Origin of the sequence: Flaviaestuariibacter amylovorans, from assembly GCF_039541815.1 — a bacterium.
GTDB classification, from domain to species: Bacteria; Bacteroidota; Bacteroidia; order Chitinophagales; family Chitinophagaceae; genus Flavisolibacter; species Flavisolibacter amylovorans.
Genome location: NZ_BAABGY010000008.1, coordinates 12,208 through 26,906 on the forward strand (window position 1 = coordinate 12,208; position 14,699 = coordinate 26,906).

At 59.5% G+C, this 14,699-nt stretch carries 14 protein-coding genes; 12 read left to right on the forward strand and 2 right to left on the reverse strand.

Going from position 1 to position 14,699, the window contains the following annotated elements; genetic code table 11:
* The first annotated feature begins 98 nt into the window (after positions 1-98).
* Positions 99-2,375 carry a pre-peptidase C-terminal domain-containing protein gene (locus tag ABD937_RS13750; protein ID WP_345256328.1) on the forward strand — a complete coding sequence of 759 codons (2,277 nt, stop codon included), beginning with the start codon at positions 99-101 and terminating at the stop codon, positions 2,373-2,375.
* Positions 2,376-2,628: 253 nt separating this feature from the next.
* On the opposite strand, the gene ABD937_RS13755 is transcribed toward ABD937_RS13750, so the two are convergent.
* On the reverse strand, positions 2,629-3,078 hold the full coding sequence (locus ABD937_RS13755; protein WP_345256329.1) for a GNAT family N-acetyltransferase: 450 nt from the start codon (positions 3,076-3,078) through the stop codon (positions 2,629-2,631).
* 134 nt (positions 3,079-3,212) lie between these two features.
* Between ABD937_RS13755 and ABD937_RS13760 the strand changes: the two genes are divergently transcribed.
* The 8 genes from ABD937_RS13760 to ABD937_RS13795 all read left to right on the forward strand — a co-directional run bounded on the left by ABD937_RS13760 (position 3,213) and on the right by ABD937_RS13795 (position 8,121).
* Positions 3,213-3,704 carry a DinB family protein gene (locus ABD937_RS13760; protein ID WP_345256330.1) on the forward strand — a complete coding sequence of 164 codons (492 nt, stop codon included), beginning with the start codon at positions 3,213-3,215 and terminating at the stop codon, positions 3,702-3,704.
* A gap of 209 nt (positions 3,705-3,913) precedes the next feature.
* Entirely contained in the window at positions 3,914-4,345 is a 432-nt protein-coding gene (locus ABD937_RS13765; protein WP_345256331.1) for an SMI1/KNR4 family protein, read from the forward strand.
* 62 nt (positions 4,346-4,407) lie between these two features.
* A complete protein-coding gene (locus ABD937_RS13770; RefSeq protein ID WP_345256332.1) occupies positions 4,408-5,013 on the forward strand; it encodes a hypothetical protein in 606 nt (201 codons plus the stop codon).
* Positions 5,014-5,037: 24 nt separating this feature from the next.
* The gene (locus tag ABD937_RS13775) at positions 5,038-5,469 is read left to right on the forward strand and encodes a 4-fold beta flower protein (RefSeq protein ID WP_345256333.1); all 432 of its coding nucleotides are present in this window, start codon (positions 5,038-5,040) and stop codon (positions 5,467-5,469) included.
* Between the two features lie 146 nt (positions 5,470-5,615).
* Positions 5,616-6,140 (forward strand): hypothetical protein, encoded by a 525-nt coding sequence (locus tag ABD937_RS13780; RefSeq protein WP_345256334.1) that lies wholly within the window; start codon positions 5,616-5,618, stop codon positions 6,138-6,140.
* Positions 6,141-6,231: 91 nt separating this feature from the next.
* Entirely contained in the window at positions 6,232-6,555 is a 324-nt protein-coding gene (locus tag ABD937_RS13785; protein WP_345256335.1) for a DUF6984 family protein, read from the forward strand.
* Between the two features lie 119 nt (positions 6,556-6,674).
* A complete protein-coding gene (locus tag ABD937_RS13790) occupies positions 6,675-7,250 on the forward strand; it encodes a hypothetical protein (RefSeq protein WP_345256336.1) in 576 nt (191 codons plus the stop codon).
* 97 nt (positions 7,251-7,347) lie between these two features.
* Positions 7,348-8,121, forward strand: a complete 774-nt coding sequence (locus ABD937_RS13795) for a PIG-L deacetylase family protein (protein ID WP_345256337.1) — start codon at positions 7,348-7,350, stop codon at positions 8,119-8,121.
* Positions 8,122-8,194: 73 nt separating this feature from the next.
* Here the strand turns inward: ABD937_RS13795 and ABD937_RS13800 are convergent, their stop codons facing one another.
* Positions 8,195-9,907: a capsule assembly Wzi family protein gene (locus tag ABD937_RS13800; protein WP_345256338.1), complete on the reverse strand. Its 1,713-nt coding sequence runs from the start codon at positions 9,905-9,907 to the stop codon at positions 8,195-8,197.
* 22 nt (positions 9,908-9,929) lie between these two features.
* On the opposite strand from ABD937_RS13800, the gene ABD937_RS13805 reads away from it, so the two are divergent.
* The 3 genes from ABD937_RS13805 to ABD937_RS13815 all read left to right on the forward strand — a co-directional run bounded on the left by ABD937_RS13805 (position 9,930) and on the right by ABD937_RS13815 (position 14,620).
* On the forward strand, positions 9,930-11,276 hold the full coding sequence (locus ABD937_RS13805; protein WP_345256339.1) for a dihydroorotase: 1,347 nt from the start codon (positions 9,930-9,932) through the stop codon (positions 11,274-11,276).
* Positions 11,277-11,404: 128 nt separating this feature from the next.
* Positions 11,405-12,727, forward strand: coding sequence for a MutS-related protein (locus tag ABD937_RS13810; RefSeq protein ID WP_345256340.1), 1,323 nt, complete (start codon positions 11,405-11,407; stop codon positions 12,725-12,727).
* A gap of 303 nt (positions 12,728-13,030) precedes the next feature.
* Positions 13,031-14,620, forward strand: coding sequence for a M1 family metallopeptidase (locus ABD937_RS13815; RefSeq protein WP_345256341.1), 1,590 nt, complete (start codon positions 13,031-13,033; stop codon positions 14,618-14,620).
* Positions 14,621-14,699 lie beyond the last annotated feature (79 nt).

The window sequence follows — 14,699 nt, forward strand, 5'->3', positions numbered from 1 at the left end:
CGGTTTTACTCTTTTTTGCGCGTACAAGTACGATCGCTGAACGTCGCATCAGCGGGATTTAATATATTGGAAGGCTAAACCCTTACACACACACACACATGAAAAAACAGTTACTCCTCCTGGGCTTCCTCGCCCTGGGCATCGGCGCACATGCCCAACGAAAGTGCGCTTCCCACGAACACCTGCAGCAACAGGTCGCACGCGACCCGCAAATGCAGAACAACCTCGAGTCGATCGAGCGCTTCACCCAGGCCAAGGCCGGCAACGTCAGCCACAGCACGCTTCGCGGGACGCCGGTCTACACCATCCCGGTGGTGGTGCACGTACTCTGGAATACCTCGGCACAGAACATCTCCGACGCACAGATCCAATCGCAGATCGACGTGCTGAACCGCGACTTCCAGCTCAATAACGCGGACACGAGCCTGGTGCCGGCCGCCTTCCGGAGCGCGGTGGCCGATTGCAAGATCTCTTTCTGCATGGCCCAGCGTACCCCTACCGGTGCCGCCACCACCGGCATTATCCGCAAGCAAACTACCAAGACCTCCTTCGACGCAGACCTGGACGACGCGAAGTCCAACAGCACCGGCGGCTCCGCTGCCTGGGACCGCAACAGTTACCTCAACCTCTGGATCGTTCCGGATATCAAATCGGGTGGCCAAAGCGGTATCCTGGGTTACGCACAGTTTCCCGGCGGCGCTGCGGCAACCGACGGCGTCGTGATCGGCTACAAATACTTCGGTACTACCGGCACCGCGGCGGCGCCCTTCAACAAGGGCCGCACGGGTACGCATGAAGTGGGCCACTGGCTTAACCTGCGCCATATCTGGGGCGACGAGAGCGCCTGCTCGCAGGACGACCTCGTAGGCGACACTCCGCTGCAGGCCGGTCAGAACTACGGCTGCCCTTCCTTCCCGAAAGTGGATGCCTGCACCAGCGGCAACGGCGTGATGTACATGAACTACATGGACTACACCGACGACGCCTGTATGTATATGTTCACCAACGGCCAGAAGACCCGCATGTACGGCGTGCTCCAGAGCGGTGGCGCCCGTGCCTCGCTCGCTTCTTCGCTGGGTTGCCAGGCTCCGAGCACGAGCACCTGTGCCGCACCTTCCGGACTTGCTTCTTCTTCCGTTAGCGCCAGCAGTGCTACCGTGAGCTGGGCAGCCGTAAGCGGTGCCGCTTCCTACACCGTGCAGTATAAAACGAGCGCCGCCACTACATGGACGACGGCCGCCAGCGCAGCCACCAGCACCTCGGTGAGCCTGACGGGACTGAGCGCCTCCACTACCTACAACTGGCAGGTACGTACGAATTGCTCTTCCTCCAGCAGTAGTTATACGGCTTCGTCCTTTACCACCACGGCTGCTACCTCGGGCTGCGGTTCCAACTACGAGCCCAATGAAAGCCTTTCCGCTGCCGCGGCAGTGCCCACGAGCACCCCGCTCTCCGCCGCTATTACCACCACTACCGACCAGGACTGGTTCAAGGTGACGCTCGCGGCGACTTCGAACTTCAACATCAGCCTGAGCGGCCTCGCCGGCGACTACGACCTCGTGCTCTACAACTCCGCAGGTACGCAGCTCGCGATCTCCGAGAACGGGGGTACCACCAGCGAATCGATCTCCCGCACCAATAACGCCGCCGGAACTTACTACGTAAAGGTGTTCGGTTATAACGGTGCCAACAGCGCTACCTGCTACAGCCTCAATATCGGTGCTACGGCGGTGGCAACTACCTGCCCTGGCACCTACGACAACAGCACGAACGGCTCTACCTCGGGCGCGGCGCAGATCCCCTTCAATACCGACATCAAGGGCACGATCGGTAGTTCTACGGACGTAGACTACTATAAGTTCGTGATCACCACAGGCGGCTCCATCACGCTTACGCTGGGCACGCTGCCGGGCGACTACGACCTGAAGCTGCTTAACAGCGCGGGCACACAGGTAGGGATCTCCCAGAACGGAGGCACTACCGGCGAAACGATCAGCTATACTGCTGCCGCCGGCACCTACTATGCGCAGGTATATGGCTACAACGGCGCCAACAGCGCGACCTGCTATACGTTGAAGGTTGCGCTCGGCACCGCCACCCGCAACGACGGCTCTGTAGTGAGCGCCACCGGAACGGTGAAGGTGCAGGCATACCCGAACCCGGCCGGCCAGGTACTCCAGCTGAATATCAGCGAAGGCATGACACGCGGCCAGCTCCGCGTGCTGGATGCCAGCGGACGTCCCGTGCTGCAGCAGCAGCTGCTGCGCAACAGCGCCACGCTTTCCGTATCGGGACTGCCCGCAGGTGTGTACCACCTCCAGGTGTTCTCCTCCGAGGGCGTACTCGTTGGGCAAACAAAGTTTGTTAAGCGATAGGGCCACCCCCGACTCCTCCCAGGGAGGGCTGGGAACGCCTAATGCATCCGGCCGCCAAATACACACACACACACACACATCCAGAAAGCAAAGAGGCCTTCCGCAGGGAAGGCCTCTTTTATTGTCAGTGTCCGGGTTGTCATCGTGCCTGGCTACCCGTGCAGTAATCGCAATTGTCGCCTGCCGACGGGCTGTTTCAGCCTTGAAGGAAGGCTCTGGCCGGTAACTTTACCAATAGACAAATAGACCTGCGCTACACCGGTATCGCGCAGTTGTACCATTCGCCGTCGAAAGCGGCCCCGTATTTCTTGTAGAAGTTGATGGCCGGCTCGTTCCATTCGAGCACCTGCCACTGGATGCCGTTGAGGCGCCGGCGGCGTGCCTCGCGGATCAGCTGGTCGAAAAGCAGTTTACCGAGGCCCTTGCCCCGCAGCTGGTCGTTTACGTAGAAGTCTTCCAGGTACATGCGCTGCCCCTTCCAGGTGGAGAAGCGGATGTAGAAGAGCGCGAAGCCTTCCACCCGCCCGTCGACCTCCGCCACGAAGGCCCACCAGACCGGCTTGTAGCCGAAGCCGCTTTGCTCGAAGTGCTCCAGCGTCACCGTCACCTCCTGCGGTGCGCGCTCATAGGTGGCGAGCTCTTGTACCAGTTCCAGTATGCGGGGGCAGTCGTCCCGCACTGCCTTGCGGATCTTGATCTCCATAGTCGGGTTCCTGTAGGTATGGACGCAAAAGTATCTCCATTTCCTGTGTGGCGCGCGAACGGATCTAATGGATTTTCAGGGCCGGTCGGCCGGAACTTTTGTTAATTCGTGGCGCCAATCACAACCGATCCACGATGAAAGAACTGCTCCTTTCTTACGCAGGCTTCAATGCCTGGGCCAACGGCCTGCTTCTCGACGTCTTGCGGCCGCTCCCGGCGGAGTTGCTCGACCGGGAACTGCCTTCGTCCTTCCCGTCGCTGCGCCGTACCGTGCTGCACCTGCTCGACGCCGAAAGCATCTGGTGGCAGCGCCTGCAGCTCCAGGAGCGCATCGTTCGGCCGAGCGAAACGTTTGAAGGCGATTTCGACAGCCTCGCCGATGCCCTCCAGTCGGTTGACCAGCAATGGCTGCAATGGGTGCAGAAAGCCAATGCCCACCAGCTGATGCACGAATTCATTTACCGCGACCTGAGGGGGCAGTCGCAGAAATCGATGGTGGCCTACGTGCTGCAACACCTCATCAACCACGGCACGTATCACCGCGGCCAGCTGGTGACCCTGCTGCGCCAGGTAGGGGTGACGACGGTGCCCAGCACCGATTTCATTGCGTGGACGAGGAAGCGGTGAGTGGGGTGCGAAGCCGTCTCCAACTTGATTCCTCCGCTTTCCATCGTGAGGCGTGAGGCGTCAGAAGTACATTCATTACTGTCGGAGAGACCCCTATTCACACCTCACGATACTGCCGGGTGACCATTATTGAGAGAGGACGTCTGATGAGGTACGCGTAAATCGGATAAGAGAGCGCAGTGCACGATCCTGTATCTTGAACCAGCAACATGGCACACCCGGAATTCGCACAAAAGCTACTGACGCTGATCCTGCAATGGGAAGCGGCGTCCATGCCCTTGCAGCCCGGCGCGTCGCCCTTCGCCATCAGCGCTGCAGAGGCCCTGATCGGGTACCGGTTCGAAGATGACTTTCGTGCCTACCTGGCCGCGGTGAACGGGTCCGGACAAGAGCTGGATGCGGAGATGTTCGCTTTCTGGTCGCTCGACGAGATCCGGGCCAACAATACGAGTGGTTATTACCCCACTGATCACGTCTGGTTTGCCGACTATTTCATGAACATTTTTTCGTACGGGTTTAGCAGGGCGGATGGAGGTATCTACATCGCCCTCGAAGGAAAGCGGGTGATCGACCGGCTCACCGGCTCCTTTGCCGGGTTCCTGGACCTGTACCTTGAAGACCCGTTCCTCCTGCAACGGTAAGCACGGTCTTTAACAACTTCCTGTTCCGGACTTCTCCTAGATTCGGGGATCTGTAGTCGATCATGAACAAGACCTTGCTCCGGTTATATGCGTTCCTGACAGCACTGATCGTGTGCAACATCCTGCTCGATTTCAGTGCGCGTCCGCTGAGCCTCTGGGGCCACTACAGCGACCGGGTGCTGCGCTGGACCTGGTTTGCGCTGACGGTTACCGTGATCACCGTTTTCTGGAAGCACAGAGCCGCGCGGGGGTATCTCGTATTGCTACTGGCCGGCTTCGGGTTGAGCATCCTGCCCATGGGCGTTCCGCTGGCGATGGCGCTACAAGCGCTTACCGACGACGGGCTGCGGCAGCGGGTGCCCGTCAACAGCGAATACCGCGTGGAGCGGAGAAGGCCGCTGTTCAACGATGTGCAGGTTCAGTTGTTCCGCCGCACCGGCATCCTGGAGCAAGAGCTCGGAGCCCGGAATTATGCAGACCTGCTGGCCTATGCGTCTGGTAAGAAGCAGTTCCTGACCACGGGCCTCAATCCCGAGTTTCCCAGGGAGCGGGATACCGACATTACCGGAGCCCGGTTTTTGCACGCCACAGAGGACTCCGTCACGATCGAATACTCAGTGCTGGGCAAGCAGGTAGTGCTGGCGCACCCGGTAAGGCGGGAAGATTAATTTTTTGAAGACAAAATGGGACCGATGCGCGTGCTGATCGCTTTACTCTGTTGCCTCTGTTCTTCCGGCCTGATGGCGCAGGAGGTGGCGCTCTTCGGCCGCGAGGGCAAAGCGGTGGCCTATATCGCTGCTGATGTCGACCGGACGATCTACCTCTGGGGCGGCGAGCCCGTGGCCTACCTGGCAGCGTCGGCCGGCGACTTCGAGATCCGGGGCTTCAACGGCCAGCACCTCGGCTGGCTGGTGAACGGAACGGTATACGACGGGAACGGCGAAGCAGTGGGCGTAACGAAGCGGGCGGCCACCTTCTTTACCGAATGGGAGCCCTACAAGCCGTTCAAAAAGGCAAAGCCCCTGAAAGGACTGCTGCGCTACCAACTGTATAAACCGTATTGGCGGACCAGCTGGTCCGATACGCCACTGGACGAGCTCCTGCGCCGCGGCATCAGCGACTAATCCGTAGAAGTACGGCACACCCGCCGGCGTACACCCGGGAAAACGCCCGTTGCCGGCTTTTTGACGGGGCAATAAACCATGAATATTTGTATATTCATTCCTGCCACCGCGCAGGTCCAGAGCACGCTGCGCGAGCTGCTTACCCCATGAAGAAATTGTTAATGAGCCTCTTGTTTCTCCTGCCGCTGATGGTGTTTGGCCAAATGGACACTCTCACCAGACTGCGCGTAGACAAGGTGTTGGCCGGCTTCAGCAACCGCTTTGCTGATATCATCAAGAAGGAGAAACTCAAAGGTGAGCCGAAGCGCATGTATGTCATGCCCGGGATCCTGGGCTTGTACGATGAGCTGGTGATCTGGAGCGATACGAGCTATATCTATTCATGCCCGGTATATCAACCGGTGGACACGACGGAGGCACTTTGCCTGGTGAATACCTGGGACTGTTATCTGGAGGAGATACTCGGTGAACAGTTTGTGCGCACCGCGAGCGACTTCAGCTTTACATCGGAAAGCGGCTGGCCGATCACCTACGATTACCAGAGCCTCCGGGTGGCCATCGGCGTATCCCGTCACGGCAATAAAGGCTACCTCACCTGGGTCGCCTTCAGCGGCACCATACCCAAGAAACGCCTGTTCACATGGCCGTTCCGCAAGAAGGGGTCCAGCTAGGGGTAGGGATTTGCCTGCCGGGGGCTGATTTATTGCGCTCGATGGCCCTTGCTTGCCGCCGCTTCGTATACTTGTAAAAATTCCGATCGCCATGGCCCTGCGTCCTATTGCCCCCGAAGAGCGCGCCCTCATCGAACACCTCCTGAAACAGGTAACGAACGGCGGCAAATACCGCATCCCCGACGAGGTGGAGCCCTATAGCGGCAGCGGCCCCGGCAGCATCCTCCTGGCACGGCGCGGCGAGCATGCCGGCGACCTGGTGGAGGCGGAGTACCGCGACAAGGACCGGCAGCCGGTGCTCATTACCCTTTCCGTCAATGAGTTCGGAGAGTTGTACGACCTCGATCTCTGGCGCTCCGATTTTGACCCGCTGCAGCAATACCCGCGGCCGGAGGACCTTTTCGGTGCGCAATAAAAGAGGTCCTGCCCTTTGCGGATACCGCCGGATCCTGCTTCCCGTGGCCATGATGACCGTAAATCTACGGCCTTCGAAATCCAGGGAAATCGGTAGATTACCACCTGCAACCAGAATACATGAGCGCCTCCAGACTGCTTATACTTACCGGCTTACTTTCCTGCTTGTGCGCCTGCGTGATGCCTACGTATCTCAGCCAGATAACGCTCAGCACGGAAAGCCGTCCGGTAGCGGATTTCCGGAGTCGTCATGTGTTGTTCGTGGGTACCGGCCCGGTAGGGTCGCAGGTTTTTCTCGGCAACCTTACCGGGGGGCTCATCACGCGGCTGAAACGGCAGGGGAAGCAGGCTGAGTTCTTCTACGCAGGGGCCGTATCGGAGGGAGCTCCCTTTCGTATAGACAGCAGCGCCAACCCGGATGTGGACACCTATGTGCTGTTCCGGGCTACCGGCGAAACAACCCTCAACATGACGAAAGAGAAGATCGTTGCCGGCGCACCGGGGATCACCCTGATCGGTTACGGGAACCAGTTTGTTCAGGACTATAACGTATCTGTATATAGCCGCAGGCATGGGCCCAGCCCTGTCTGGGAAGGTAAGCTTCATATCGACATCGATCTCGCCAACGACGCGCGCTACCGGGGCATTGCCAGCCGGCTCAGCAAAGAGCTGGCAAAAAGCAGGATCGTGCTCTGACGGGATGCGCAAATTCCGTACCTTACCAGTGAGCGGCAAAGGCTCCGGGGATCTGCAACCAGGTGCTCGTAGATATAGAAAGCAAACAACCACTGTTATGAGGTGGCTACTGATCTTACTGCCACTTTTTCTGTTTACCTCCTTTGGCGGGCTGGTGAAGCCCCGCACGATCCTTGCTGTGTTTGCGCATCCCGACGACGAGGGCGCCATTGCGCCGCTGCTCCGCAAGTACAGCCGGGAAGGGAAGGTTCATCTCATCATCGCCACCGATGGCCGGCTTGGCACGAAACCGGGCTTCCCTACGGGCGACACACTGGTGCGGCTACGCGAGTCGGAGACCGAATGCGCCTGCCGGCTGCTCGGCGTCCAGCCTCCCGTATTTCTACGCTACCCCGACGGCTTCGATACGCGCATCGGGGTAGGAAACTATTTCGGGAAGTCGAAGGAGCTGCGGGCGAAGCTTACCGAAAAGATCCGCGAGATTGATCCGGACCTCATACTCACCTTCGGCCCCGACGGCGATACAGGTCATTCCGACCACCGCATGATCAGCAATCTCTGCACGGAGATCATCCTCAAAGAAGGCTGGGTGAAGCGCTACCCGCTGTATTACCTGGGCTGGACCAGGCGAGACGACGACAAATTCAACGGGCTGCTCGGGCTCAACACGGTGGATACGAATTACCTGAACGTAACGATCCGCTATTCCGACCGCGACGAACAGGAGGCACTGCGGGCGGTGCATTGCTACAAAAGCCAGTTGTCGCAGGAAGAGATGGCGCTCTGGATCAAGGTGGAGCAGGGAGATCCGGCCAACCTGTTCCGCTTCCGCCAACTGACGGTGCCGTCGGCCCGCAAGGAGGAGTTTTGATCGGTTCACACAAGCGCCAAAAAGGCCCCGATGCTGTCGGGGCCTTTTTGCGTTCATGGGTTTACACTGCCGGTCAGAACAGGAAATCCCTCCGGTGCATGTTCCACCGTATTCCTACGGTGCCGATGAAGGTGCCGGAGCCGGCCGTGCCGCCGATATTGCCGAAGGGCGTCGTCTGGTGCCGGTACACGCCATTGCCTTCCACGAAGAGGTTGGGCCGGAGCTGGTACGACACGAGCAGGCTTGCCAGCGCCACCTGCGTGCGGTAGCCGCCGCCTACGTTGAAGCCGTAGTCGGCCGTGCGGCGCGGCACCCCGTTGAAGGGAGTCGCCGGGTCGAACTGGCGGTTGGGCAAGAAGATGTTGGCGCCGTTGGCCGACATGCCGGTGTCGCGGCCCTGGTAGTAATACATCATACGGCCCTGCAGCAGCCACTTGGGTGCCGGCTGGTAGCGCGCCGTGCCGATGAACTCCTGGAAGTTGGCGCCGAGCGGGTGCGCCAGCGGCTGGTTGTAGTGCGTATAGTTGGCCACCGAGTCGGCATGCGAGTAGGTGAAGGGCCGCACGCGGTTGGCCTCCAGCTGCAGGTCGAGGTTGCGGATGCCGAAGGCATCGATGTACTTGGCGCCGAGTTGCCAGCCAAACTTGTTGGCCCACCAGCCCTTGTTGCTCTTCAGCTCCGAGAGCTTGAACTCGTCGAGCAACAGCTGCCCGTACACCTGGAAGCGCTTCGCTATGTTGGCTTTGACGTCGAGGCCCGCCACCGAGTTGTCGAAGGAGCCGTTCTGCTGCTCGATGGAGCGGTAAAAGATCACCGGCACGAGGTAGCCGAACTCGAAGTGGTTGGTGCGCCCGAACACGACTCCTTCAAAAAGGCCGATGTTGAGCCACTTCGTCACCTGCAGGTCGAGGTGGTGCATGGCCGCGTATTTCTTCGGCTGCAGCTTGTCGGCATTGAGGCGGTTGGCCGAGTTGAGCTCCATGAACAGGTTCTGGTAGTGGAACTTCCAGATGCGTGTGTTGAGGCGCAGGAAGGTCGTGGGTGCCGAGAAGTCGCTGAGGAACAGCGAGCGGGTGCCGTTGCCGATGAAGTTCTTGTCGTAGCCGAACGTGATGTCGATGGCCTTGGCCGCATTGAAGGTAATGTACCCGCGTGCGTCGAAGTAGTCGACACCGCCGGCGCCTTTGAAGTCTTTGTAGAAGCCGGCGCCCGGCACGGCCCGGCGCTCCAGCGTAAAGCCCTGCACATACGAAGGGTTGCGCTCCTGGTTGTCGGTGACGTAGGCGGCGAAGCCGATCTTGTCGGCGATGCGGCCGCGGAGTGCGATGCCGCGCGTGTTCTGGAACAGGTGCTGCTCATTGTCCTGCTCCTTCGACACCGTGTATTGGAACACCGGGTTCACCGCGAGGAAGAAGTTGGGCTCGTGCACCTCGTACAGGTTGGCGGGCGACTCGTAGAAGTGCTTCGCGATGGCACGCCGGCTGCGGAAGCGCTCCCGGTCGCCGGTGGCCCACTCGAGGTTGCTGATGTTGGCGAGGTACAGGTTGTACTTGTCCACGCGGGTAAGGAGCGCCGTATCCACGCGGTTGAGCGCCGGGATGTACTGCTTGCGCGAGAAGGGCTGCACCTTGGAGAAGTTGAGCACGGAGTCGTGCCCCGCCTTGATCTCCAGGCGCTCGAGGAGGTGTTGTTCATGGGCGCCTTGCGGCAGGTAGGTGGTCTGTGCGCCCGCAAAGGCGGGCAGCAGGAGCGCCGCTACCTTGAGCAGGCTTTGTTTATATTGCATGCATTCGGTTTAAAGAGGAACAATGCTACAAAATTACCTGATAAAGAACGTACAGGTCGTCAACGAGGGCCGGATCGAAGCCAGGGACGTGCTTTTGCGCGACGGGCGCATCGCGCGCATCGCCCCGCAGATCGGTGAGCCGGGCTTTGCCGTGGCCGAGATCAACGGCGAGGGCCTGCACCTGCTGCCCGGCGCCATCGACGACCAGGTCCATTTCCGCGAGCCGGGCCTCACCCACAAGGCCACGATCGGGTCGGAGGCCCGCGCGGCCGTTGCGGGCGGCGTCACCTCGTTCATGGAGATGCCCAACACGCAGCCGCCCGTGTTCACGCAGGAGCTGCTCGAAGACAAATATGCCATCGCCGCGCAAAGCTCGCTGGCGAATTATTCGTTTTACATGGGTACCTCCAACGACAACGTCGACGAGGTGCTGCGTACCAACGAGAAGAAGGCGGACGTATGCGGGGTGAAGATCTTTATGGGCGCGTCCACCGGCAACCTGCTCGTCGACAACTACCTCACCATCGGCCGCATCTTTGCCGACAGCGAGCTGCTCATCGCCACGCACTGCGAGGAGGAGCCGATCATCAAGGCCAACTACGCCCGGATCAAAGAAGAGAAGGGCCGGCTGGAAGCAGCCGACCACCCGCTCGTCCGCGACGAGGAGGCTTGCTTCGAATCCTCGTTCAAGGCGGTGCAGCTCGCCATGAAGCACAACAGCCGCCTGCACATCCTCCACATCACCACCGAGAACGAGCTGCGCCTCTTTACGAATATGCTGCCGCTTTCGGAGAAGCGCATCACCTCCGAGGTATGCGTGCACCACCTGCACTTCACGGCCGATGATTATGCAAAGCACGGGCACGACATCAAGTGCAACCCGGCCATCAAGGCGCCGCATCACCGCGAAGCCCTGTGGCAGGCCCTGCTCGACGACCGCCTCGATGTGATCGCCACCGACCATGCGCCGCACCTGCGCTCCGAAAAGGAGGGCGACTACGAGCACGCGCATGCCGGCCTGCCGCTGGTGCAGCACCCGCTGCTGCTGATGCTGCACTACGTGAAGGAAGGGCGCATCCCGCTCGAGAAAGTGGTGCAGAAGATGAGCCATGCCGTTGCCGATTGCTTTCAGATTGCCGGGCGGGGCTATATCCGCGAGGGCTATTGGGCCGACCTCGTGCTCGTGGACCTGGCCGGAAAAACGGAAGTGACGCGGGATAGCCTTCACTATAAATGTGGCTGGAGCCCGCTCGAAGGCAGCATCTTCCCCGCTCGGATCGAAGCTACCTTCATTAACGGTCACCGCGCGTATGCAAACGGTGCCTTCGATGCATCTCAGCAGGGGATGCGGCTGCGCTTCGCGCGGTGAGAGAAGGAACGCAGATGACACGGATCTTTTACGATTATCGCGGATATTACAACTCATATCTGCGCATATCGTATTCATCATATAGATCTGCGTTCTTTCTCTCCGGTCGCGCCCTATAACACACGAACATGCAAATCGACAAGATCACCTTATCCGACCTCGCCATCTTTCATACGGAAGAAGAGTTCTCCGTGTTTCACCGGCTCAATCTCACCAAGACGGGCGTGGGCAAGGAGTGGCTGCGCCGCTTTTTCCTGCAGCCGCACGACAGCATCGAGAAGATCGAAGGCACGCAAACGATCCTACGCACGCTGATCTCGAAAGGGAAGGAGTGGCCCGAGTACATCACTAATGGTACGGTGCTGATGATGGACCGTTTCTTCGATTACGAGCTCGACGAGGTGCCGGCGCCCGACAACCGGGTCACCGCGTTCGCCTACCGGATGTTTCATAGCCACGACTACTCGCTGATCCGTTTTTCGATCCGGCACTTCGCCGATTTCTACCGGGGGCTCAAGCAGCTTGCGGGGTTGCTGGGCGGGGGACAACTGCCGAAGCAGATCGCGTACTGCGTGGACCGGATCGAGTCGGCCCTGCGCGAGGAGCCGCTGGCACGGCTGGCGGAGTTGAAGCCCGGAAAGGACCCCGGGCTCTTCCAGAACCTGTACTTCGCACACTACCTCCGTGGGGCCTATAAGGGCAAGACGCTCGAGCTCGTCGACATCTTCGGGCGGCTGGAAGCGTGGAATTCAATGGCCCAGGCGGTGGTCAAGTTCAACCTGCGCTTTCCTACCGTCACCGACGATCCGCAGCCGCGGCTCTATGCGCGCGGGCTGTACCACGTGCTGCTGCCCACACCGATCCCCTACGACCTGGTGATGGACCGCGAGCAGAACTTCGTGTTCCTGACCGGCGCCAACATGGCCGGCAAGAGTACCCTCATCCGCGCCGTAGGCTCGTCGGTGTACCTGGCCCACCTCGGGATGGGCGTGCCGGCGCAGGAAATGGAGCTTACCCTCTTCGACGGGCTGCTGTCGAACATCAACGTAGAAGACAATATCGCCAAGGGCGAGAGTTACTTCTTCAACGAGGTGCAGCGGGTCAAGAACACGATCGTCAAGATCAACGACGGCCGGAAATGGCTGGTGCTGATCGACGAGCTGTTCAAGGGCACCAACGTGCAGGATGCGATGAAATGCTCTACGGCCGTGATCCGGGGACTTATCAAGATGCGCAACTCCCTCTTCATCGTGTCGACCCACCTCTACGAGATCGCCGGTGAGCTGAAGCCCTTTTCCAACATCGCGTTCAAATACTTCGAGACCGAGGTGCACGACGACCAGCTCTCTTTCTCCTACCAACTCCGCGACGGCGTATCCAACGACCGCATCGGGTACGTGATTCTCCGGAGGGAAAAGGTAGTAGAATTGTTGGAGGGGCTGGGGAGATGAGGAATGTGCTAATAGGGTAAGGTGCTGATGGGGTAATAAAGGTTTTGGAGGTCCCGACGAGGCAAAGCCTGTCGGGATGCCGGCCAGAGCGCCGGCATTTTAAGGGTTTTAGAGGTTGGAACCCACCAGCCCACGGCTTCAGGCGTGGGTTTTCGATCGATCACTAGCCCATAGCTTCAGCCAGGGGGTGAAGAAATCAGCGGCGGGGAACAATGCGACATATTTGTGGTCATCCCGTAGTGAAGCCTCAGGATTAACACATTAGCATATTACCCCATTAGCACATTATCCTACCTTCCGCTCATGTTTCGCAAGCTATTTCTCGCAACGTCATTCGTTGCCGCAGCAGCTGCCGCGCAGGCGCAGGACATCGACGTACAGCACTACCGGTTTCATCTCAAGCTCTCCGACAGCAGCGACCGCATCGAGGGCGAGGCCCGGATGGAGATCCTGTTCCCGAAGGAAACAAGTGCCTTCAGTCTTGATCTAGTAGGTCCGAAAGGCAGCAAGGGCATGACCGTTACGGAAGTGGGTTCGTATGCAAACCAGAAGTGGCGGCAGGAGGGCGACAAGATCCGCTTCGAGTTCGATGCGCCGGTCAATGCCGGGCAGAAGCATACGTTCCTGGTGAAGTACCGGGGCATACCGGCCGACGGCCTCATCATCTCGAAAAACAAGCACGGGGAGCGCACTTTCTTTGCCGACAACTGGCCCAACCGGGCGCACCACTGGATCCCATGCAACGACCGCCCCGACGACAAGGCTACCTTCGAGTTCATCGTAACGGCCCCTTCGAAGTACCAGGTGATCAGCAATGGCGAGTTGGTGAACCGGGAAATCAAGATGACCGCCAACGGTCCTTCAGGACACGTGGAGCTTACGCCGCTGGTCACGCACTGGCGCTGCGATGTTGCCTTGCCCACCAAGGTGATGGTGATCGGCGCAGCCCGCTTTGCCGTGAAGACCTTTGCCGACAGCCCGGCCGGCATCCCGGTGAGCGCCTGGGTGTACCCGCAGGACAGCACGAAGGGCTTTTACGACTACGCGCTCGCACCTTCGATTGTGAAGTTCTTCTCGGAGTACATCGCGCCGTTCCCGTATAGTAAGCTCGCCAACGTACAGTCGAAGACCATCTTCGGCGGCATGGAGAACGCTTCGGCCATCTTCTATGCGGAGGAGAGCGTTACCGGCGACCGCAAGTGGGAAGACGTCATCGCACACGAGATCGCTCACCAGTGGTTCGGCGACATGGCGTCCGAGAAAAGCTTCGCGCACCTGTGGCTGAGTGAGGGCTTTGCGACGTACCTGACGAACATCTATTTCGAAAAGAAGTACGGCGCCGATGCACTGCGTAAGCGCCTCGAGGCCGACCGCAAACAGGTGCTCGACTTTGTGAAATCGAGCAAGAGCCCGGTAGTGGATTCCACCAGCAACCTCATGTCACTGCTCAATGCTAATTCCTACCAGAAGGGCGGCTGGGTGCTGCATATGCTGCGGCAGGAGGTAGGTGATGCAGCGTTTCAAAAGATCATAAAGGCCTATTACAACAAGTATAAAGGCGGCAATGCCGAGACCCGCGACCTGCAGGCCATTGCAGAATCGGTGAGCAGCCGGGAGCTCGGTTATTTCTTTGACCAATGGCTGTACCGCCCCGGCGTGCCGCGGCTCCGGTTCGAAGAAAAGCGGGACGAAGACGGACTCAAGCTCAAAATCTACCAGGAAGGGCTGGTCTATCGCCTCAACCTCGAAGTGGAACTCGAAGTCGGCGGACGAAAGGAGCGACATGTTGTACGGATCACGGGCCCCGAAACGGAATTCAAGCGCAAGGGCAACGTCACCGGCAAGCTCGTGATCGACCCCGATGCGAGCCTATTGTTCGAGCAGGTAAAATGACGCCCATCAAAACATAGTGAAAAAGCCCCCCGACGGTACCGTAGGGGGGCTTTTTCTATAAATCTGACATTCCAGATCT

Bases quoted from the DNA above. Each gene is read 5' to 3' on its own strand.
- ABD937_RS13750 (WP_345256328.1), top strand. From the start codon at position 99: ATGAAAAAACAGTTACTCCTCCTGGGCTTCCTCGCCCTGGGCATCGGC.
- ABD937_RS13755 (WP_345256329.1), bottom strand. From the start codon at position 3,078: ATGGAGATCAAGATCCGCAAGGCAGTGCGGGACGACTGCCCCCGCATA.
- ABD937_RS13760 (WP_345256330.1), top strand. From the start codon at position 3,213: ATGAAAGAACTGCTCCTTTCTTACGCAGGCTTCAATGCCTGGGCCAAC.
- ABD937_RS13765 (WP_345256331.1), top strand. From the start codon at position 3,914: ATGGCACACCCGGAATTCGCACAAAAGCTACTGACGCTGATCCTGCAA.
- ABD937_RS13770 (WP_345256332.1), top strand. From the start codon at position 4,408: ATGAACAAGACCTTGCTCCGGTTATATGCGTTCCTGACAGCACTGATC.
- ABD937_RS13775 (WP_345256333.1), top strand. From the start codon at position 5,038: ATGCGCGTGCTGATCGCTTTACTCTGTTGCCTCTGTTCTTCCGGCCTG.
- ABD937_RS13780 (WP_345256334.1), top strand. From the start codon at position 5,616: ATGAAGAAATTGTTAATGAGCCTCTTGTTTCTCCTGCCGCTGATGGTG.
- ABD937_RS13785 (WP_345256335.1), top strand. From the start codon at position 6,232: ATGGCCCTGCGTCCTATTGCCCCCGAAGAGCGCGCCCTCATCGAACAC.
- ABD937_RS13790 (WP_345256336.1), top strand. From the start codon at position 6,675: ATGAGCGCCTCCAGACTGCTTATACTTACCGGCTTACTTTCCTGCTTG.
- ABD937_RS13795 (WP_345256337.1), top strand. From the start codon at position 7,348: ATGAGGTGGCTACTGATCTTACTGCCACTTTTTCTGTTTACCTCCTTT.
- ABD937_RS13800 (WP_345256338.1), bottom strand. From the start codon at position 9,907: ATGCAATATAAACAAAGCCTGCTCAAGGTAGCGGCGCTCCTGCTGCCC.
- ABD937_RS13805 (WP_345256339.1), top strand. From the start codon at position 9,930: ATGCTACAAAATTACCTGATAAAGAACGTACAGGTCGTCAACGAGGGC.
- ABD937_RS13810 (WP_345256340.1), top strand. From the start codon at position 11,405: ATGCAAATCGACAAGATCACCTTATCCGACCTCGCCATCTTTCATACG.
- ABD937_RS13815 (WP_345256341.1), top strand. From the start codon at position 13,031: ATGTTTCGCAAGCTATTTCTCGCAACGTCATTCGTTGCCGCAGCAGCT.